The organism is Salinarimonas soli (assembly GCF_008386575.1).
Lineage (GTDB): Bacteria > Pseudomonadota > Alphaproteobacteria > Rhizobiales > Beijerinckiaceae > Salinarimonas_A > Salinarimonas_A soli.
Genome location: NZ_VUOA01000022.1, coordinates 125,884 through 143,872, shown reverse-complemented (window position 1 = coordinate 143,872; position 17,989 = coordinate 125,884). Strand labels below are relative to the sequence as shown.

At 72.4% G+C, this 17,989-nt stretch carries 18 protein-coding genes; 8 read left to right on the top strand and 10 right to left on the bottom strand.

Annotated features, from left to right (window positions below):
* Window positions 1-105 precede the first annotated feature (105 nt).
* From F0L46_RS13060 to F0L46_RS13050, 3 genes are all read right to left on the bottom strand, one after another.
* Window positions 106-2,355 carry a polysaccharide biosynthesis tyrosine autokinase gene (locus F0L46_RS13060; RefSeq protein ID WP_149818184.1) on the bottom strand — a complete coding sequence of 750 codons (2,250 nt, stop codon included), beginning with the start codon at window positions 2,353-2,355 and terminating at the stop codon, window positions 106-108.
* 102 nt (window positions 2,356-2,457) lie between these two features.
* Window positions 2,458-3,087 carry a hypothetical protein gene (locus tag F0L46_RS26185; protein ID WP_188311952.1) on the bottom strand — a complete coding sequence of 210 codons (630 nt, stop codon included), beginning with the start codon at window positions 3,085-3,087 and terminating at the stop codon, window positions 2,458-2,460.
* 106 nt (window positions 3,088-3,193) lie between these two features.
* Entirely contained in the window at window positions 3,194-4,549 is a 1,356-nt protein-coding gene (locus tag F0L46_RS13050; RefSeq protein ID WP_149818181.1) for a UDP-glucose dehydrogenase family protein, read from the bottom strand.
* Between the two features lie 394 nt (window positions 4,550-4,943).
* Here F0L46_RS13050 and F0L46_RS13045 point away from each other — a divergent pair, with 394 nt between their 5' ends.
* From F0L46_RS13045 to F0L46_RS13015, 7 genes are all read left to right on the top strand, one after another.
* Window positions 4,944-5,708, top strand: a complete 765-nt coding sequence (locus F0L46_RS13045) for a thermonuclease family protein (protein ID WP_149818179.1) — start codon at window positions 4,944-4,946, stop codon at window positions 5,706-5,708.
* A 129-nt stretch (window positions 5,709-5,837) separates the two neighbouring features.
* Window positions 5,838-6,026, top strand: coding sequence for a hypothetical protein (locus F0L46_RS13040; protein WP_149818176.1), 189 nt, complete (start codon window positions 5,838-5,840; stop codon window positions 6,024-6,026).
* A gap of 976 nt (window positions 6,027-7,002) precedes the next feature.
* Window positions 7,003-7,221 (top strand): hypothetical protein, encoded by a 219-nt coding sequence (locus tag F0L46_RS13035; protein ID WP_149818175.1) that lies wholly within the window; start codon window positions 7,003-7,005, stop codon window positions 7,219-7,221.
* A 62-nt stretch (window positions 7,222-7,283) separates the two neighbouring features.
* Entirely contained in the window at window positions 7,284-7,469 is a 186-nt protein-coding gene (locus tag F0L46_RS13030) for a hypothetical protein (protein ID WP_149818173.1), read from the top strand.
* Window positions 7,470-7,796: 327 nt separating this feature from the next.
* Window positions 7,797-10,253 carry an EAL domain-containing protein gene (locus F0L46_RS13025; protein WP_149818171.1) on the top strand — a complete coding sequence of 819 codons (2,457 nt, stop codon included), beginning with the start codon at window positions 7,797-7,799 and terminating at the stop codon, window positions 10,251-10,253.
* Between the two features lie 71 nt (window positions 10,254-10,324).
* Window positions 10,325-11,176, top strand: a complete 852-nt coding sequence (locus tag F0L46_RS13020; protein WP_149818169.1) for a DUF1206 domain-containing protein — start codon at window positions 10,325-10,327, stop codon at window positions 11,174-11,176.
* A 48-nt stretch (window positions 11,177-11,224) separates the two neighbouring features.
* Complete coding sequence (locus tag F0L46_RS13015) at window positions 11,225-11,833, top strand: DUF2939 domain-containing protein (protein WP_149818167.1); 609 nt, start codon at window positions 11,225-11,227, stop codon at window positions 11,831-11,833.
* Between the two features lie 17 nt (window positions 11,834-11,850).
* Here the strand turns inward: F0L46_RS13015 and F0L46_RS13010 are convergent, their stop codons facing one another.
* The 7 genes from F0L46_RS13010 to osmF form a co-directional block, all read right to left on the bottom strand.
* Window positions 11,851-12,144: a hypothetical protein gene (locus tag F0L46_RS13010; protein WP_149818165.1), complete on the bottom strand. Its 294-nt coding sequence runs from the start codon at window positions 12,142-12,144 to the stop codon at window positions 11,851-11,853.
* 223 nt (window positions 12,145-12,367) lie between these two features.
* A complete protein-coding gene (locus F0L46_RS13005) occupies window positions 12,368-13,138 on the bottom strand; it encodes a glutamine amidotransferase (protein WP_149818163.1) in 771 nt (256 codons plus the stop codon).
* Window positions 13,135-13,590: a tellurite resistance TerB family protein gene (locus F0L46_RS13000; protein WP_149818161.1), complete on the bottom strand. Its 456-nt coding sequence runs from the start codon at window positions 13,588-13,590 to the stop codon at window positions 13,135-13,137. The genes F0L46_RS13005 and F0L46_RS13000 overlap by 4 nt, the downstream gene beginning before the upstream one ends.
* A 74-nt stretch (window positions 13,591-13,664) precedes the next feature.
* A complete protein-coding gene (locus tag F0L46_RS12995; protein ID WP_149818159.1) occupies window positions 13,665-14,405 on the bottom strand; it encodes an ABC transporter permease in 741 nt (246 codons plus the stop codon).
* Window positions 14,402-15,328, bottom strand: a complete 927-nt coding sequence (locus tag F0L46_RS12990) for an ABC transporter ATP-binding protein (RefSeq protein ID WP_149818157.1) — start codon at window positions 15,326-15,328, stop codon at window positions 14,402-14,404. Before F0L46_RS12990 ends, F0L46_RS12995 begins: the two co-directional genes overlap by 4 nt.
* Window positions 15,325-16,458 (bottom strand): ABC transporter permease subunit, encoded by a 1,134-nt coding sequence (locus F0L46_RS12985; RefSeq protein ID WP_149818224.1) that lies wholly within the window; start codon window positions 16,456-16,458, stop codon window positions 15,325-15,327. Before F0L46_RS12985 ends, F0L46_RS12990 begins: the two co-directional genes overlap by 4 nt.
* Before the next feature lie 59 nt (window positions 16,459-16,517).
* The gene (gene osmF, locus F0L46_RS12980; protein ID WP_149818155.1) at window positions 16,518-17,459 is read right to left on the bottom strand and encodes a glycine betaine ABC transporter substrate-binding protein OsmF; all 942 of its coding nucleotides are present in this window, start codon (window positions 17,457-17,459) and stop codon (window positions 16,518-16,520) included.
* Window positions 17,460-17,721: 262 nt separating this feature from the next.
* Here osmF and F0L46_RS12975 point away from each other — a divergent pair, with 262 nt between their 5' ends.
* Window positions 17,722-17,940, top strand: coding sequence for a hypothetical protein (locus F0L46_RS12975; RefSeq protein ID WP_149818153.1), 219 nt, complete (start codon window positions 17,722-17,724; stop codon window positions 17,938-17,940).
* Window positions 17,941-17,989 lie beyond the last annotated feature (49 nt).

Sequence of the window (17,989 nt, the reverse complement as noted above, 5' to 3'; positions counted from 1 at the left end):
GGACGCGCGGCTCGGGCGGGAGGGCCCGGAAGGCCGCGGCCGCCCACCCGAGGGCGCCCGCGGCGAGTGCGAGGCACAGGCCCCGCAGGAGCACTCGCCCCGGCCTCATGCGGCGGCGCCGTAGTCCTGGTAGTACTTCCCGTAGTATCGGCCCTTGTAGCTCTCGATCCGCTTGAGCGCGCCCGGGTTCGCCTTGTTGAGGACGACGCCGATCAGGCGCTCCTGGAGGAGGTCGACGCTCGTGAAGGCCTCCCCCACGACGTCACGGCTGGTCTTGCCCCACTCGGTGACGCAGACAAAGCCATCGATGAGGTGAGCCACGGCCCTCACGTCGACGACGGGTGCAATCGGGGGCAGGTCGACGATGACGTAATTGTAGTGCTCGCGCGCGCCCTCGAGCAGGGCCGCCATGGCCCGCGACGAGATGAGTTCTGCCGTGTGAGAGATGCGGCCCTTCAGGACCGCCGGCAGGAAGTGCAGGCCCGTGGCCGCTTCGGTGCAGATCACCTCGGAGAGAGACTTCGCGCGCGTGATCACCTCCACGAGGCCCGCCTCGGCGTCCGGCGCAAGGGTCTTGGTGAGGGACGGATTGCGGAGGTCGCTGTCGATCAGGAGGACCTTGTTCCCGGTCTGCGCGAGCAGGGTCGCGAAGTTGGCCGAGATGGTCGTCTTGCCCTCGTTCGGCACCGCCGAGACCACGCCGATGATGCGGGTCTCGTTGGTCAGGCCGCGGATGTCGGCCGCGACCTTTACGCTCCGGAGCGTCTCCGTGAAGCGTGAGAAGGGCGCGTCGAGGACGTGCCGGGTCACCGTCTTCTGGCGTGAGATGGACCGCACGCCGGCGCTGACGTCGCGCAAGGCGGGCGTCTCCGCGGGGGCCGGGTCGACCTTGGGCAGGATGCCGAGGCACTCCGCGCCGGTGAAGGTTTCCACGTCCCGCACCGTCCGGAAGACGTTGTCGAGGCGCTCGCGGATCAGGGCCGCCGCAATGCCGAGCATCAAGCCCAAGAGGCCCGCGGCGGGCACGATCAGCTTCGTGCGGGGGGCGCTCTTGAACAGGGGCGGGGTCGCGGCCGTGATCAGGCGCGCCTCGCTGATTGGGAAGGTCTGCTGCTGCGTCGCCTCCATGAAGCGCTGCAGGAAGCTGTCGTAGAGGTTCCGCGCCGTCTGCGCGGAGCTCTCGAGGTCCCGCAACTGTACCTGCGCCTGCCCCGTCACGCCCGCCTGGCTCACGAGGCCCGCGAGGCTGTCCTGAAGCGACTGCTCACGCGCCCGGGCGATCTCATAGTCGCTCTTGTAGGTCTCCCCGATGCGGCGCAATTCGTCGAGGATCGACCGGCGGATCTCCTGCATCTGGTTGCGGAGGTTCACGGTTGCCGTGTGGTTCGCGCCGTAGCGAGCCGACCAATCGGAGAACCGGGCCGAGATGTCGAGGTATTGCGCCCGCAGGCGCGTGATGACCTCGTTGCGCAGGGCGTCCGTGACGGTCGCGTCGGGGACGTCCCCCCGGGCCACGTCCGTGATGCGGTCGAGCTTTGCCTTGGTCTCGGCCGTGAGCGCGCGAGCCATGGCAAGCTGGGTGTTCACGTCCGACAATTGCTGCTCGGAGAGGAGGCCCCGGCCCGTGTCGACGATGCCGTTCTTCGCCCGGAACTCCTGGACCCGCTGCTCGGCGACGTTCGCCTGCTCCCGGAGTTCCTTGATGCGGTCCTGCAGCCACCGGCTGGCCCGCTTGGTCGCCTGGTAGCGGGCGTCGAGCTCGTTGACCATGTAGGCGTCAGCGATGGCGTTCACGATCTCAGCCGACCGCTCCGCGGACGGCGAGGTGAACTCGATGTCGATGACGTAGGTCAGGCCGGCCCGCTTCGCCTTCAGCGACTGGACAAATGCCGTCACGGCGAGGCGCTCTCTCTCCGAGTCCGAAGCCACGCCTTCGTCGCTGGAGAAGGCCGACAACACCCGCCGGAGGAGACTGCCGCCGGAGTTGAAGACAGGATCGTCGAGGAGCTTCAACTCGCGGATGACCGCGAGGGCCACGCTCTCGGACTTGATCAGCTCGACCTGGCTCTCGATGCCGCTCGCGTCCATCTGCATGTCGCCGATGACCTGCTGGTTCTGCATGACTTGGTTCTTACGGACGTCGATCATGATCGAGCCCGACGCCGTGAAGAGCGGCTGCGCGGTCAGCACATAGACCAAGCCCAGGCCGACGGCCGCCGCCGCGACCGCCGCGATGAGCGGCCACTCCCGCCGGATGACGGTCCAGTAATAGGCAAAGTCCAGCGTGAACGGGAGGACGTCCTCGGCTTGAGCCGGCGCGGCCCTCTCAATGTCGGCGGTTTTCAGTTTCAACATCGGTTGTGCCAACCTGCTTAGCTTCGGGCCTCAAAGAAAGAGCCGGGAGGAAGATTTCCACCCGGCCTCATGCGTGCAGCGTTGTGGGGCTTGGCGCCCGGGCTAGCGGTTCCGGCTGGCGCCCTGGCTCGGCCGCAGGGCAAGCGCGGGGCCGCCGATCGTGTGGCCACTGGCATTGGTGTTGCCGAGCACGCTCGTCGAGTTGCCGAAGAAGTTCGAGGCTCCGCCCCCGCCCCCGACACCCACGCCATTGCCGCCGACGCCGCCGCCGCCGATCCCGCCTCCGTTGCCGCCGGCGCCACCGCCCCGGCCCCCGGCCGCGGCCGTCTGCCGGTCACCGGTCACGGCCTGGAACGCGAGGAGGATCTCCCGGTCATCGAGGCGCACCGTGGCCTCCTGAATGCGGCGGGCCGTGTCGGGATCAGGCCGCGCGCAGATGCCGGCCGCCTGGCCCAGGCCCGCGCCGATCGCCCGCTTCTGGGCCGCCGTCCCCCGGGCCGCGAGTGCCACGATGGCGTCGAGATTGGCCGGATTGGTCGCCACCAGGTTGCGGACCTCGGAGACGAGGCCGCCTCCACCCTCAGGGAAGCGCGAGAGGAGCTGGTCGGGCGCGACCAGCGTCGTCCCCGCCACCGGCGCCGCGCACACGGCGAGGGCGGCCCCCGGGAGGAGGGCAACGCCCAAGCCCAGCGCCATGGCCGAGGCCTTTGCAGCAAAACGTGTCTTGTTCATGTGTCTACACCCCCAAACTGTCGTAACTGTCTAGCATGACCGCATTGCACAAACAATGCCCCGCCCGGACTTCCCTGCGGGCCCAAGCAACGGCCCGCCCCGTGTTTTATTCCGCAGCAACGCCGGCCGGCGAGGACTCGCTCGCGACGTCGGCCACGAAGGCTCGTCCCACGGAGACGTAGGTAAAGCCTGCCTGGGCCATGTGGTCGGGCCGATAGACGTTGCGCAGGTCGACGAGCACCGGGGCCCGCATGACGTCGCGCACACGCTCCAGGTCCAGTGCCCGGAACTCCTCCCACTCGGTGACGAGGACCGCCGCGTCCGCGCCCGCCAGGCAGGCATAGGCGTCGGCGGCGTACTCGACACCGTCGAGCATCGAGGCCGCAGGCCCCATGCCCTCGGGGTCATAGGCGCGAACCCGCGCGCCCGCATCCTGGAGGGCCGTGATCACCGACAGGGACGGCGCCTCGCGCATGTCGTCCGTGTCGGGCTTGAAGGTGAGACCTAAGACCGCGATCGTGCGGCCGCGCACCGAGCCGCCGCAGGCGGCGATCACCTTGCGGCCCATGGCGCGCTTGCGCTGGTCGTTGACCGACACGACGGTCTCGACGATCCGCATCGGGGCGCCCGAGTCCTGTGCCGTCTTCATGAGGGCCAGCGTGTCCTTCGGGAAGCACGAGCCGCCATAGCCCGGGCCCGCATGCAGGAACTTCGACCCGATCCGGTTGTCGAGGCCGATCCCGCGGGCCACGTCCTGCACGTCGGCGCCGACGCGCTCACACAGGTCCGCCACCTCGTTGATGAAGGTGATCTTGGTCGCGAGGAATGCGTTGGCGGCGTATTTCGTGAGCTCGGCCGTGCGCCGGCCGGTGACGAGAAGCGGCGAGTGGTTGAGGTGGAGCGGACGGTAGACGTCGCGCATCACGGCCTCGGCGCGCGGATCGTGCGTGCCGATCACGATCCGGTCGGGGCGCTTGAAGTCGCCGATCGCCGCGCCTTCGCGCAGGAACTCGGGGTTCGACACCACGGCGAAGTCCCCGTCCGGGCGGGTCTCGCCCAGGATGCGCTCGACCTCGTCGCCCGTGCCCACCGGCACGGTGCTCTTGGTCACCACGACGGTGAACCCGTCCATGACCGCCGCGATCTCGCGCGCCGCGCCATAAACGTAAGAAAGGTCCGCATGGCCGTCGCCGCGCCGGGAAGGCGTGCCCACCGCGATGAACACGGCCTTGGCCTCGCGCACGGGCTGGGTGAGGTCGGTGGTGAAGAACAGGCGGCCGGCCGCCACGTTCTTGGCCACGAGCTCGGCGAGGCCCGGCTCGAAGATGGGCATCTGGCCGGCCTGGAGGGCGGCGATCTTGGCCGGGTCCTTGTCGACGCAGGTCACCACGTGGCCGAAGTCGGCCAGGCAGGCGCCCGACACGAGGCCAACATAGCCCGAACCAATCATCGCAATCCGCATGAAGTCCCCCAAGAACTCGGCTTATGCGAACGGGGTCTAAACGCGGAAAACCCCGTTTACAAGCTTGGCTTAATATCCTGGTAAATACTGAGATCGGCCGCCTAACGGTCGGGCACGAGGGCCAACGCCTTGATCACGCTTCACATCATGGGTGCGATCCGTTGCTTTCCCAAGGCGTGTCCGGATGCCTCAACGGCACGAGCCGGGCGCCGGGCGAGCCCCTGATGCAGGCCGGCAACACCTGCCGCCAAACCGTCGCGGGGATGCGGGCGTGCAAGCGATTCGCGTCGATCGGCGCCGGGCGCCGGCCCTTGACGCCACAGCGCCGTTGCCGGCTTTAAGAACCATGAACGCCGCCGGACCGGAGGCCCACCCCAGATGACCGCGCCGACGCATGCCGTCCCGTCCCGATCCCACGCCGGATAGAGCCGGCCGGCTCCGCCATCCGCCGGCGCCCGGGCCCCGTGCCCTGCCGTGGGACGGGCAGCCGATCGGCTACGACCGCCTGGGACGCCGGCTCGCGGCCGCGTGGCGGGGCTGGGACCGGGCGGCAGGCCGCATCGTGGGGGCACGGCACGGCGGAACCGCCGCCCTGGCGGTGGCAGCGATCGCCGGGCTGGCAGTGCTCCTCGCGTTTCTGGGACGGACGGCTCTGTCGTCCCTTGCCCCGTCCATCGAGGCGCCGTCCGACGTGCCGGCTCCCGCGGAGCCGCCGAGGCCCAAGGCGCAGGAGGCGCTCGTTCCCGCACCGGCCGGAGCGGCTCCTGAGAGCTATTTCGAGCTGCAAGCGCCCTTCGAGCTCGTCGATGCCGTGACGCTGCGGACCCCGCTCATGACCGTGCGGCTCAAGGGCGTGACGGGTCCCGACGGCAAGGCGGTGTGCTCGGACGATTGGGGCCGGCGCTGGGCCTGCGGCCTGCGGGGACGGGCCGCGCTCAACAACGCCACGCGAACGGGCCTCCTGCGGTGCAGCGCCGACAAGGCCGACGTCACCGAGGTCGAGGCCCGATGCGCCACGCCGGAGGGCGACCTCGCGGCGCGGCTCGTGAGCGAGGGCTGGGCCCGCCCCACGGAGGAGGGGCGGTTCCAGGCCGAGGCGGAGGAGGCGCGGCAGGAGCGCAGGGGCTTGTGGAACGGGAACTGGTCCATCCTCCCGTGACGGCCGCGCCCCGGGCCCGGCAAGGTTAAGCGGACCTGACCGCCATAGTCCCGATTCTCCTCGTTGCGCTCACGTGACCTCAAGGCGCTCCTGCTAGACCTGGAGGCGAGACAAGTTTCGGGGACTTCCATGGTCACGCGTTTTCGTCTGCTTGCCCTCGCGGCGCTTCTGACGGCCGTCTCGGCGCCCCCCGCCGGCGCCGTCTGGCTCGGCCTGTCGCGCGAGGCCCTGGGCCCGCGCACCGATGCGGGGCTCACCGTGCTCCAGGCCTTTCCGGAGAGGCCGCAGGCCGCCTGCACCGACGGGCTGTGGATCTGAGAGCCTGACCCGAAAGGGTTCGCACCTGTCCCCCTCATGCTGAGGCGCCCTGCGTGGCAGGGCCTCGGAGCACGCACGACGCTTCCACAGCCCTCCGGAGATCCCTGGATGGCCTTTCGAGGCCCGCCTCCGGCGGGCACCTCAGGACGAGGGTTGGAGGGTGGGCCGTCGCTATGACCCAGCCTCCGAGAGCTCAGGTCTTCGGAGCGCATGAGATGTGAGGGCTCGGAAGCCCTCGCGGGGCGCCCGAGCGAGCCCGCCGGCCTGGGCCGTCCGGGCCCCTCTCGGCGCCCTCGTGCGGCAGGAGATCGCCGGACCTCGCGATCAGAGGCGACGTGGGTCCTTGAGATCACGTTGTGGCGGATCCGGCGGCTTCGGCTCCACCCGATCCTGGTGATGCGCCGATACTCCCGCCTCACGCCTGCCGATCGGCAGTCGTGGGGTGGGCGCATTGCGTTCGACGGCGGCTTCGTTCGAGGTGCCTGCGGCGCAGGGCGTGAGCCCTTGCGGGCTGGGGCGGGCGCGGGTCCGGCCTCTTACGCTCGGGCATGGTCGCGCGACGGGCGGCGCCTGCCGGTTTTGGCGGCGTTAGGGGCGCTCAGCAAGGCGCCCGGCAGGTCATTCCAGGCCTTCGATCACGGGCGCACGATGCGCGCCTTCGACGAAGACGGCAAGGCACGCAAGATAGGCGACGGCGACCCACATCATGATGTCTGTCCCAGCGGATTGCGGGACAGAATGGGTCTCAGGTCTTATCGCATCCTTGCCGCAAAGCCGCAGGTTCGCCAGCATCCCGGCGATTGCGAGGGCACGGTTAATGGCCGCTTGCGCATCGTGCCGAGAGACGCGGGCCAGGGGTGGCATCCTTCTTGCTGCCGGGAGGGCTGCCGCTGGGTTAACCACCGTTCGAGCCTGGCGTTGACCAGGCCGTCCCATTCGTCCGATGTGACGTCCGCCACCGCCGGGAGGTCCGACGATGCCGATCTTCGCCTGCACGCTTTGCGACGCCAGCGCCGTCAAGCCGCCCTTCTCGCTTGACGACTCAGCTCCCGTGCGGTGTTTCCGGTGCGATTGCGTCGTGGGCACCTGGGGCGACCTCAAGGATCGCGCCAACCGCCTCATCGCGCTCGAGCAGGCCGGATCGGTCGGCCGCCGGAGCATCCGCAGCGCCGACCCGCTCTGCCACCATCCCTGACGATTGAACGAACCGCCGGGCGTTGCCGCCCTTTCAGCCCTTTCAAAACCGTTTTTCCAGACATGAAAATCATCGACCTGAACATGCGCATGCGCCCCCTCGCCCTGAGCGAGGACCAATCCTACCGGATGCCCCGGATGCTGGCGGAGCTTTGGCCGATCGCCGCCATCGGCCTGGGCTGCGTGCTCACCCTGGCCTGGTGCCTTGGGCTCGCCTGGGCGGCGCTCGCCCTCGTGGGCGCCATCTGACGGCCGCGACGCGGCGTGACCCCGCGCGAGGCCGCGTCGCCCCGACTCCCGGAGCGGCGCCCCAACGACGCTCAGGCGCAGCCGGACATCGCTCCCCGGCCCGCCCGATCTTACAGGTTCCGTAACGGTTCTCCCGGCTAAGTGGCCGCAAACGCAACGATAGCGTTCCCGGAGGATCGAGGATGCCATGGCTGCCGCGCGCCCCGAACGACCCGCGCCCCGCCGGCGTGGGCTCAAGCTCGACCGCATCGTGAGCGGGCCGAAGCCCAGCGACGGCAGGGCCTGCTCCGGGCGATGCCCGTCCGGGGCAGGCCCATGGTGAGCCGCATGCGCATCAGGCACCTGCTGCCCGCCACCTACCTTCTCATGGCGGCCCTGACGGGGCTCTTCGCCCTGACCGGATGGGCCATCTCCGAGCAGGTGCGCCGCTCCGTCGACACGCTGGTGAGCCGGGACGTCGCGATCGAACGGAGCGCGGCCGCGCTGTCGGGCGCGATCGACGCCGTATCGGGCCATCTCGCCTCGGTCCTGACCCGGGTGGACGGCCCGGACGAGGGGCGGGCCGGAGCCGTCGCCGCCTTCGAGGCGATCGAGACGCATGCCGGCGCCCTGCGGGCGCTCGGCGCCGACCGGGACGCGCCGTCGGCGCTCTCAAGCGAGCTCCAGGCCGGCCTCGGGGCGGCGCTCCGGGGACGGGACCGGATCGTCGCCGCGCTGGAGCGGCCGGGCGCCGATCTCCACCAGCCCCTGACGGAGTGGGTGCGGGACATCAGGCCCCTCCAGGATTCCCTGCGGCTGCTGCGGGCCACCTTCGCGGCTCGCGTCCGGGCAGGCCAGGCCGACGCGGAGCGCTGGATCGCGGGCGGCGTCTGGATCGCCATGGCGGCCCTCGTCACCTGCATCGGCATCGGCGCCGGCGGAACCGTGTTCGTGGTCCGCCATGTCGCACGGCCCCTCGATTCGGGCACCCGGATCCTGCGCAAGCTCGCCGCGGGCCGGCGCGACCTCGTGATCCAGGTCCCCGACCGGCAGGACGAGATCGGCGCCCTCTTCGCCACCTTCGCGGGCTATCAGGAGAGCCTGCGGCAGGGCGAGGCGCTTGCGCTCGAGGCGGCGGCGCACCGCCTGCGGCTCGACACGGCGCTCAACAACATGTCGCACGGGCTCGCGATGTTCGGGGCCGACGGCGGGTTGATCCTCTGCAACGAGATCTATGCCGGCATGTACGCCCTGCCGCCGGCTCTCACGGCGCCGGGCACGACCCTCGACGCAATCCTGGAGCATCGGGTGCGAACCGGGTGCGGGCCCCTGGATCCCGACCGGTTCAACCACGATCATGTCAGCCGGGCGCTCGCCGGCGAGCCGAGCCGCTACACGCTGGAGCTCCGGGACGGCCGCATCATCAAGATCTCCCACCAGCCCATGACGGGCGGCGGCTGGGTCGCGACGCACGAGGACGTCACGCAGGCGCAGCGGGCGGAGGCGCGCATCAGCCACATGGCCCGCCACGACGCCCTCACCGACCTGCCCAACCGGGTGCGGTTCCGCGAGGCCCTCGCCGACGCCCTGCGCCGTGCCGGGCGCGACGAGGCGGTGGCGGTCCTGTGCCTCGATCTCGACCGCTTCAAGAGCGTGAACGACTCGCTCGGCCATCCGGTCGGCGACGGGCTGCTGGCGCTCGTCGCCGAGCGCCTGCGCGCCTGCGTGCGCGAGCCCGACCTCGTGGCGCGCCTGGGCGGCGACGAGTTCGCCGTGGTGCAGGCGGGCGTGGCGCAGCCCGGCGGTGCCCGGCGGCTCGCGCGCCAGATCATCGAGGCCCTGAGCGCCCCCTACGAGGTCGCCGGCCACCAGATCGTCGTCGGCGCGAGCGCGGGCGTGGCGGTGTCGCCCGGGGACGGGAACGACCCGGACCAGCTCCTGCGAAACGCCGACATGGCCCTCCATCGCGCCAAGGCCGAGGAGCGGGGCGGCTACCATTTCTTCGAGGCGCGCATGGACGCCGCCATGCAGGCTCGCCGGGTGCTGGAGGTGGACCTGCGCCAGGCCTTGGCCCAGGGCGAGTTCGTCCTCCACTACCAGCCCTTCGTCAACGTCCGGTCCGGGACGGTGACGGGGTTCGAGGCGCTGCTGCGCTGGCGCCATCCGGAACGGGGCATGATCTCGCCGGCCGAGTTCATCCCGCTCGCCGAGGAGATCGGGCTCATCGTGCCCATCGGCGAGTGGGTCCTGCGCCAGGCCTGCGCCGACGCCGCCGCCTGGCCCGCCCCCATCGGCGTGGCGGTGAACCTCTCGCCGGTCCAGGTTCGCAGCCGCCACCTCGTCACGGCCGTGTTCTCGGCGCTCGCCGCCTCGCACCTGCCCGCCTCCCGGCTGGAGCTTGAGATCACCGAGGCCGTGATGCTGGACGACACGGAATCCACGCTCGCGACCCTGCATCAGCTGCGGGCCTTGGGCGCGCGGATCTCCATGGACGATTTCGGCACGGGCTATTCGAGCTTGAGCTACCTGCGCCGCTTCCCCTTCGACAAGATCAAGATCGACCAGTCCTTCATCCGCGACCTGCCGGCCCGGGACGATTCGGTGGCGATCGTGCGCGCCGTGGCGGGTCTCGGCCACAGCCTCGGCATGACCACCACCGCGGAGGGCGTGGAGACGGTCGAGCAGCTCGCGAGCCTGGAGCGGGAGGGCTGCAAGGAGGTCCAGGGCTACCTGTTCGCCAGGCCCCTGCCCCTGTCCGAGCTCCAGCCCTTCCTCGATCCGGGGCAGCGCCTCCAGGTGGCCTGACCGGGGCCGGGGGCGGTCCCGGAACAAACGTGGCCGTAATCCCGTTGGCATCGGCCATCTGGGAGACGCGCTTGCCCCGTCGAGGATCCGCCCTGGAGATCGCCGCCCGCCTCGGGTTCGGAGCCCGCGGCGTGGTCTATTGCCTCGTCGGCGGCCTTGCCCTCCTCGCCGCCTTCGGGGCGGGCGGGCAGACCGGGGGCAGCCGCAACGCGCTGCGCTCCCTCCTCGACCAGCCCTTCGGCCGCGCGCTGCTCGGCGCCGTGGCCTTGGGCCTCGCCTGCTTCGCCGCCTGGCAGGCCATCGCGGCCCTGTTGGACGCCGACCGGCACGGCACCTCCGCCAAGGGCCTCGCGGTGCGCGCCGGGCAGGGGCTCGGCGGGGCGATCAACGCGGGTCTCGCCCTTTCGGCGCTGAGCCTCGCCCTGGGCTGGGGGTCGGGCGGCGGGCCCGAGGATCAGGCGGCGCGGGACTGGACGGCCTGGCTCATGACCAAACCCTTCGGGCAATGGCTCGTAGGCCTCGTCGGCGTCGCGGTTGCCGGGACGGGGCTCGTCTGGCTCTGGAAGGCGTGGCGCGGAAAGGTGCTCGACCGACTGTCCCTGCCCGCCGACGCGCGGCCCTGGGCGCAGTCCATGGGGCGCCTGGGCTTCGCGGCGCGCGGCGTCGTGTTCGTGATCATCGGCGGCTTCGTGGTGGCGGCGGCGCTCCACAGCAATTCGCGGGAGGTGCAGGGCCTCGGCGGCGCGCTGAGAACCCTCGAGACCCAGCCCTATGGCTGGGCGCTGCTCGGCCTCACGGCCGCGGGGCTCCTCGCCTTCGGCATCTTCGGCTTCGTCCAGGCCCGCTACCGCCGGATCGACCCGCCCGAGGCCCGCGACGCGGCGCGCGCCATCGACAGGGGCATCGACGCGCTGCGCCGCTGAGCCGGACCTTGCCCCACCGCCACCACAATTGCCCGCGATGACGAGGGAATGCGCTCCATCTTCGGCGTCGTTCTCGGCGCGTTCATCCTTTGGCTCGTCTACATCGTCTCGCCGCTCGGGGCTCTCCTGTCGCTCGCCGACAGCGTCAGGTCGCGGGAGGTGGCGGCCGTGGAGCGGCGCATCGACATGCGGGCGCTGCGCACCTCGCTCGCCCGGCAGGTCGGCGCCGCCTACATGCGGGCGAGCGGGGCCCAGAAGGACCAGAGCACCACGTCGCAGTTCGGGGCAGCCGCGGCCGCCGCGATCGTCGATCCCCTGCTCGCCCCCTACCTGACCTCGGACGCCCTGATGCAGATGATGTCGACGGGGCGGCTTCCCGGGGGCGTGGTCGACGGCGGCGGCCAGGCGCGCGGCATGGTCGAGGATCTCGACGTCTCCCGGGCGCTGACCCTCGCGAACGCGCGCGACCTGTTCTTCGCCTCGGAGTGGCGGGGGTTCCGGACCTTCCTCATCGCCCTGCCGATGGGCCGCCCCCTGCCCGAGCGCTTTCGCCTGGAGATGCAGCTGTCGGGCTTCACGTGGACGGTCACGGGGCTGGAGCTGCCCGTGGCGGCCCGCGACCGCATCGTGCAGCAGATCATCGCCCGCAACAGCTGACCGGCGGGCCTTCCGCCTCAGCGCGCCCGGTTCGCGGGCTCGTCATAGAGCCGCACGCTCACGATCGGGTCGGCCTCCGCATGGCGCGGCTCGGCAGCCGGGTAGTAGCTCTGCGTCATGAATTGCGGCCGGTGCCGCAGGTCGATGAGGGCGCGCATCTCGGGCTGGGCGAGGTCCACCATGGTGGCGTCGCGCCAGCGGCGCTTGCGGGCCTGGCTCGACAGGGACCAGCCCTTCACCTCCTCCTCCACCTGGAGAACGATCCGACCCATCCAGGTCCGGCGGAACGTGAAGCGACCGGTCAGCGACATCTCGTAGCCTCCTCAGGCGCGCCGCCCGCGAGCGGGACGGCCCTGCGCATGCAACGGGCAAGGGCACCGGCCGACGCGAGCCGGGCCGCGTCGTGAACTGGTACCACTGAGGTAAATCACCCCGATTTCGAAAGTTCCGACGGCCGGACATGCGGCGTGTCGCCCCGCACGGCCCCCCGCGCTCACGGGGCGTCGCCCCGAAACCTGCGATCCCACGACGGCGTCACGCTCGGAGCGATGGGCTCCGGCGGGGTTTCGTGCGACGGGGGACGCGGGGCTCGCCGAGCCAATGGTCGAGGAAGGCGTCGAGCCAGGCGGCGACGCACGGGTCGTGCATGAGGCGGCGCTCGAGATGCTCGTGGCGGGCCTGCGCCCCCGGCAGGCTCAGGCGCTCGTGCGCCCGCACGGTCCAGCGGCAGACCATGGCGTGGGTCACCTCCGGATGGAACTGGAAGCCATAGGCCCGCGCCCCGACCCGGATCGCCTGGACGGGAAAATCGTCGCCCACCGCGAGCGTCGTGGCGCCGGGCGGCGCGTCGAAGCCCTCCCGGTGCCAGTGATAGACGTGGCTCGGCCAGGGCGTGCCGAGGTCCCGCGCCATGGCCTCGCCCTCGGGCGTCGGGACGAGGGGGTAATAGCCGATCTCGGCGCGGCCTTCCGGGTGGGCGTAGACCCGCGCCCCGAGATGCCGGGCGAGCATCTGGGCGCCGAGGCACAGGCCGAGGAACGGCTTCTCCTCGCGCAGCACCGTCCCGACCCAATCGGTCTCCTGGCGCAGGAAGTCGTCGGGATCGTTGGCGCTCATGGGACCGCCGAAGATCATTGCGCCGGCGTGCCCCGCGAGCGTCTCGGGCAGGGGGTCGCCGAAGCGCGGGCGTCGGATGTCGAGGGGGTAGCCGCGCTCCAGGAGGAGGCGCCCGACGCGGCCGGGGGTCGACGTCTCCTGATGGAGGACGATGAGGACCGGGCGGCGGGTGGGCGGACGCCGGGTCATGGGGCGGCGCGCGAGGCCGCGTCCCGCGCTTGCGCCAGCGCCGCCTCGTCGAGGCCCAGGGCCCGGCCGAGGCGCCACAGGAGCCCGTCCTCGAACTCGTGCAGGATGCCGTCGGAGGCCGCGATCTCGTGGGCGAGGGCAAGGATGCGCCGGCGCTCCGCGTCGTCGGTCCCATGGCCCAGGAGATCGACGAGGGCGTCCACGTCCCCGCTTTGATGATCGAGCTCGCCCGCCTCCTCCACGAGCCGGCCCGCCTCGTCGAGATCGGCGCCGAAGCGGCGGGCCAGGATCGCCGTGAGGCGGGTTCGCTCGGCCTCGCTCACCCGGCCGTCGACGCGCGCCACATGGACGAGGAGCGCCGCCACGGCCAGGCGCTCCGTGACCTGGGGCGAGGCCGGGACGCCCTCGCGGCGGGCGGCGAAGAGGCGGGTGAGACGGGTGAGGAGGGACATCGGTCGGGCGATCGGCGGGGCCACATGGTCGCGCAAGCGCCCGCCGCATGCAAGGGCGCGGTGCGGGCGCCCGGTCAGGCCGTCGCGCGGGCGGCGCGCGCCGGGGCGCCCAGCGCGAGGACCAGGCCTCCCTCGGCCAGGAAGGCGAGCGAGGCCGTCGCGGCGGCCCCCTGGAGGACAGAGAGCGTGTTCTGGGTCTGGAGGCCGATGACGATGGGCGTGCCGAGCGTCGCGGCCCCGGCGAGCGCACCCACCGCGGCGGTGGCGACCGCGAGCACGGCGGCGGTGCGCACGGCGCCGGCCACCACGGGCGCGGCAAGGGGCAGGTCGACCTCGCGCAGGCGCTGAAGGGGCGTGAGGCCCATGGCCCGCGCCGCCTCGCGCAGGTCCTGCGGCACGGTGTCGAGGGCGTCCATCGTCGCGCGCAGGATGGGCAGGACCGCATAGGCGACGAGCGCCAGCGCCGTCGGGGCGAGGCCGAAGCCGAGCGCCGGGAAGGCGAGCGCCACCACCACGACCGGCGGGATCGCCTGCAGGCCCGCCCCGACGGTCTCGACGAGGCGACGCAGGGGCCGCCCGGCCGGCCGGGTCACGACGAGGCCGAGCCCGATCCCGAGCACGGCGGCCCCCAGCACGCCAAGCCCCGCCACGAGGGCGTGCTGGCCCGCCAGAGCCGCGAGCCGCGCGGCCGGGACCGGCACGACGCGCCCCTGGCCGAGCGCCCCCCACAGGGTGCCGGCGACGCCCGGATGGGCGAGGAGCCCCAGGGCGAGGGCGAGAGCCAACGGCCCGCGCGCGGCCTGGAAGCGCGTCACGGGCGGCGCTCCACGAGGCGCGCGAGCGACAAGGACGCCTCCGCCCCGCTCTCCGCCGCAGGGAGGCGCACCCGCGTGCGGCGGCTCTCGATCATGAGGCTCAGGGCGTCCTGGAGGGTGGCGTCGGCCGCGAGGGCGGGCGCGTCGGGGGCGGGATCGGGCTCGGCGAGCCGGCGGGCCGGGACAAGGCTCAAGGCGCGAAGCGCCGCGTCGCCCCCGAGCAGGGCCCGCACGAAGGCGCCGCCTCCTCCCAGCACCTCGGAGGGGCCTCCCGAGGCCACGACGCGCCCGTCGCGCAGCACCACGAGGCGGCTTGCAAGCTCGATCGCCTCGCCGGGATCGTGGGTGACGAGTAGGATCGTCTTGCCGGTGGCGGCATGGATGCGCCGCAGCTCGGCGCGCAGGTCGCGCCGGGCGATGGGGTCGACGGCCCCGAAGGGCTCGTCCATGAGCAGGATGTCCGGGTCGGCGGCGAGCGCGCGGGCGATGCCGACGCGCTGGGCCTGGCCGCCGGAGAGCTCGCGCGGGCGCCGGCTCGCGAATTCCGCCGGGTCGAGGCGCACGAGGGCCAGCATCTCGCGCACCCGCGCCTCGATGCGCGCCTCGGGCCAGCCCAGGAGCCGGGGCACCGTCGCGACGTTGCGGGCGACCGTGCGGTGGGGGAAGAGCCCCACCGACTGGATGACGTAGCCGATGGAGCGGCGCAGGCGCGCGGCCTCCACCGCCCGCACGTCGACGCCCCGCACCCGCACGGCGCCCTCGGTCGGCTCGACGAGCCGGTTGACGAGGCGCAGCAGGGTAGACTTGCCCGATCCCGAGGGGCCGACCAGCACGCACAGCTCGCCCTCCGCCACCTCCTCCGTGACGCCGTCGAGGGCGGTGGCGCCGCCGAAGCGGACGCTGATGCCGTCGAAGGCGATCACGCGAGCCCCTCCAGGCGGCGCACGAGGCGCTCCAGGCCGAGCAGGGCTCCGTCCGCCGCCATGGCAAGCGCCACCACGGGCGCCGCCGCGACGAGGATGAGGTCGGGGGCGAACTGGGACATCGCCTCGAACACCACGGCGCCGAGCCCGCCCGCGCCGACGAGCCCGCCGAGGGTCACGAGGCCGATGGTCTGGACGGCGGCCACCCGCAGGCCGCCGAAGAACAGGGGCAGGCCCAGCGGCAGGCGGATCTCGGCCACGATGCGGGCCTCGCTCATGCCCATCGCGCGCGCCGCGTCGACGGCGGCCGGATCGGTCTGGGTGAGCCCCGCGAGCAGGGCCCGGAACAGGGGCAGGGCCGCGTAGAGGGCCACCCCGACGAGGGCGGGCGTGGCGCCGAGCGCGCTCAGCCCGAGGCCGCGCAGGGCCGGGACGGCGCCGAGCACGAGCGAAAGAAGCGGGATGAGCAGCGCGAAGAGCGCGATGGCCGGTACCACCTGGACGAGCCCGAGGGCCGCGTCGGCCGCCTGGGCCGCCGCCCGCGAGCGGAAGGCCGCCCAGGCGAGGGGCACGGCCAGCCCGAGCGCCAGGAGGAGCGCCGTCCCCGCGAGGCGCAGGTGCTCGACGAGGGCCACGGCGATCCGGTCGCCCCGGGCCCGCGCCTCGACCACGGGCGAGAGCGCGTCGAGGGCGCCCGACAGGCCGAGCGTCACGAGGCCGATCGCGAGGGCGGCCCCGATCAGCGGCGCCGCGCGCCGGGACGGGATCTCGGCCGCGATCGCGAGCGCCAGCAGGAGGAGCCCCGAGGCCGCGCCCCAGAAGCCCGCGCCGAGCATGGCGCGGGCCGCGGGCCCGCGCCCCGCCAGCGCGCCCGCGGCGGCGGATCCCGTGAGCCACGCGGCCGCGAGCAGGGCCGCGCCTGCAAGCGCCAGGGCAAGCCAGCGCCACGCCCCGCGTCGCCCGGCGAGGAGCGCCGCAGCGGCGGCGAGAGCGACGGGGAGGAAGGCCCACGCGCCCAGGAGGTCGACGGCCAGGGCGGGCCGCCCGGGCAGGAGGCGGTTTGGCGCGATGTCGAGCCAGGCGCCGCCCAGGAGCGATCCGACGGCGAGCGCGACGGCGGCCGCCCGCAGGGCGCCCGCGACGACTTGGGCGCCGCCCTCGGCCCCCGCCGCAATCCCCCGGATCCGGCTCAGCGCAGCAGGCCCTTGTCGCGCAGGTAGGCGCCCGCGACGTCGCGGGCCGGGCGGCCCTCGACGGCGATCTTGGCGTTCAATTCCTGGAGGGTCCGCAGATCGAGGGAACCGAACACCCGCGAGAGCGCGGGCCCCATGGCGGGATGGCGCTCGAGGACGGCGGCGCGCACCACGGGCGCGGGCTCGTAGACGATCTGCGCGCCCTTGGTGTCCGTCATCACCACGAGGTCGAGGGCCGCGATGGCGCCGTCCGTGCCGTAGACCATGGCGCTGTCGACGCCGCCGATCCCCTGCGCGGCGGCCCGCATCGTGACCGAGGTGTCGCCGCCCGGCAGGACCACGATCCGGTCGCGGGGCATGGTGAAGCCGTAGGCCTTCTCGAAGGAGGGCAGCGCCGCAGCGCTCTCCACGAACTCGGCGGAGGCGGCAAGCCGCATCGAGCCCGCCGCCTTGGCGAAGTCCTCCATGGTCTTGAGGTTCGCGCGCTTGGCGGCGTCGGCCCGCACGGCGACGAGCCAGGTGTTGTTGGCGGGCGCGCGGTCGAGCCAGACGAGCTTGTTGGCCTCCGCGTCGAGGCGCTTGACCGTGTCGTAGGCGGATTGCGCGCCCTTCCAGACGGGGTCGGCCTCGCGGTCGAAGAAGAAGGCGCCGTTGCCCGTATATTCGGGGTAGACGTCGATCTCGCCGGACACGAGGGCCGTGCGCACGATCTTGGTGGGCCCCAGCGAGACCCGGTTCTCGACCGGGATGCCGAGATTCTCGAGGACGAGGACGATCATGTTGCCGAGGAGCGCCCCCTCGGTGTCGATCTTCGAGGCGACCCGCACGCGTTCGGGGGCGGCGCCCTGCGCGAGAGCCGGACCTATGCCCGGGAGGCCCGCGACGAGGCCCAGAATCAGGGCGAGGGCCCGACGGCGTGACGTGGATGGCAGACGCATGGGAACTCCCGACGCTTAACTTAAGGCAACTTGAACACGGCCGGACGCCGATGCCAAGCCGCATGAGGACGCCGGGCCGGCGTTAACCATTCGTTAACCCTGCGGCGCGACCGTCTAAGCGGGTCGCGCCGCGATCCGGACGATTGCGGGGGTGGCCCGGGATCACGCCGACGCCCGGACCATGCCCTTCCGTCGCCGCATTCCTCCTCTCATTGATGTGGTTAACGACGCCATGACGTGGACCCCCGAGGAAACCCAAGCCTTGACCCATCCTGCCCTCACGACGGCGGCGGACCAGCCCGGCGCGGCGATCATCGCGGCGGCGGACCTGATCGGCCGGATCGAGCGGCTGTCCCAGGAGATCGAGGCCTTCAAGCTGGAGCGCACGGCCGAGCCCGTACGCAACGCGAGGGCGCGTCTGGGCATTGCCTATCACAACAAGCGTTCGGGCCTCCCCGACGGCGACGCTCAAGCCGCATGACGGCTCGGGCGAGGGACGCCGTCGGCGAGGGGCTCTCGACCGGGAGACA

Coding starts and splice junctions, on each gene's coding strand:
- F0L46_RS13035 (WP_149818175.1), top strand. CDS start 7,003: ATGCCGATCTTCGCCTGCACGCTTTGCGACGCCAGCGCCGTCAAGCCG.
- F0L46_RS13060 (WP_149818184.1), bottom strand. CDS start 2,355: ATGTTGAAACTGAAAACCGCCGACATTGAGAGGGCCGCGCCGGCTCAA.
- F0L46_RS13050 (WP_149818181.1), bottom strand. CDS start 4,549: ATGCGGATTGCGATGATTGGTTCGGGCTATGTTGGCCTCGTGTCGGGC.
- F0L46_RS13010 (WP_149818165.1), bottom strand. CDS start 12,144: ATGTCGCTGACCGGTCGCTTCACGTTCCGCCGGACCTGGATGGGTCGG.
- osmF (WP_149818155.1), bottom strand. CDS start 17,459: ATGCGTCTGCCATCCACGTCACGCCGTCGGGCCCTCGCCCTGATTCTG.
- F0L46_RS13015 (WP_149818167.1), top strand. CDS start 11,225: ATGCGCTCCATCTTCGGCGTCGTTCTCGGCGCGTTCATCCTTTGGCTC.
- F0L46_RS13030 (WP_149818173.1), top strand. CDS start 7,284: ATGAAAATCATCGACCTGAACATGCGCATGCGCCCCCTCGCCCTGAGC.
- F0L46_RS26185 (WP_188311952.1), bottom strand. CDS start 3,087: ATGAACAAGACACGTTTTGCTGCAAAGGCCTCGGCCATGGCGCTGGGC.
- F0L46_RS13025 (WP_149818171.1), top strand. CDS start 7,797: ATGCGCATCAGGCACCTGCTGCCCGCCACCTACCTTCTCATGGCGGCC.
- F0L46_RS13000 (WP_149818161.1), bottom strand. CDS start 13,590: ATGTCCCTCCTCACCCGTCTCACCCGCCTCTTCGCCGCCCGCCGCGAG.
- F0L46_RS13040 (WP_149818176.1), top strand. CDS start 5,838: ATGGTCACGCGTTTTCGTCTGCTTGCCCTCGCGGCGCTTCTGACGGCC.
- F0L46_RS13045 (WP_149818179.1), top strand. CDS start 4,944: ATGCCGTCCCGTCCCGATCCCACGCCGGATAGAGCCGGCCGGCTCCGC.
- F0L46_RS13005 (WP_149818163.1), bottom strand. CDS start 13,138: ATGACCCGGCGTCCGCCCACCCGCCGCCCGGTCCTCATCGTCCTCCAT.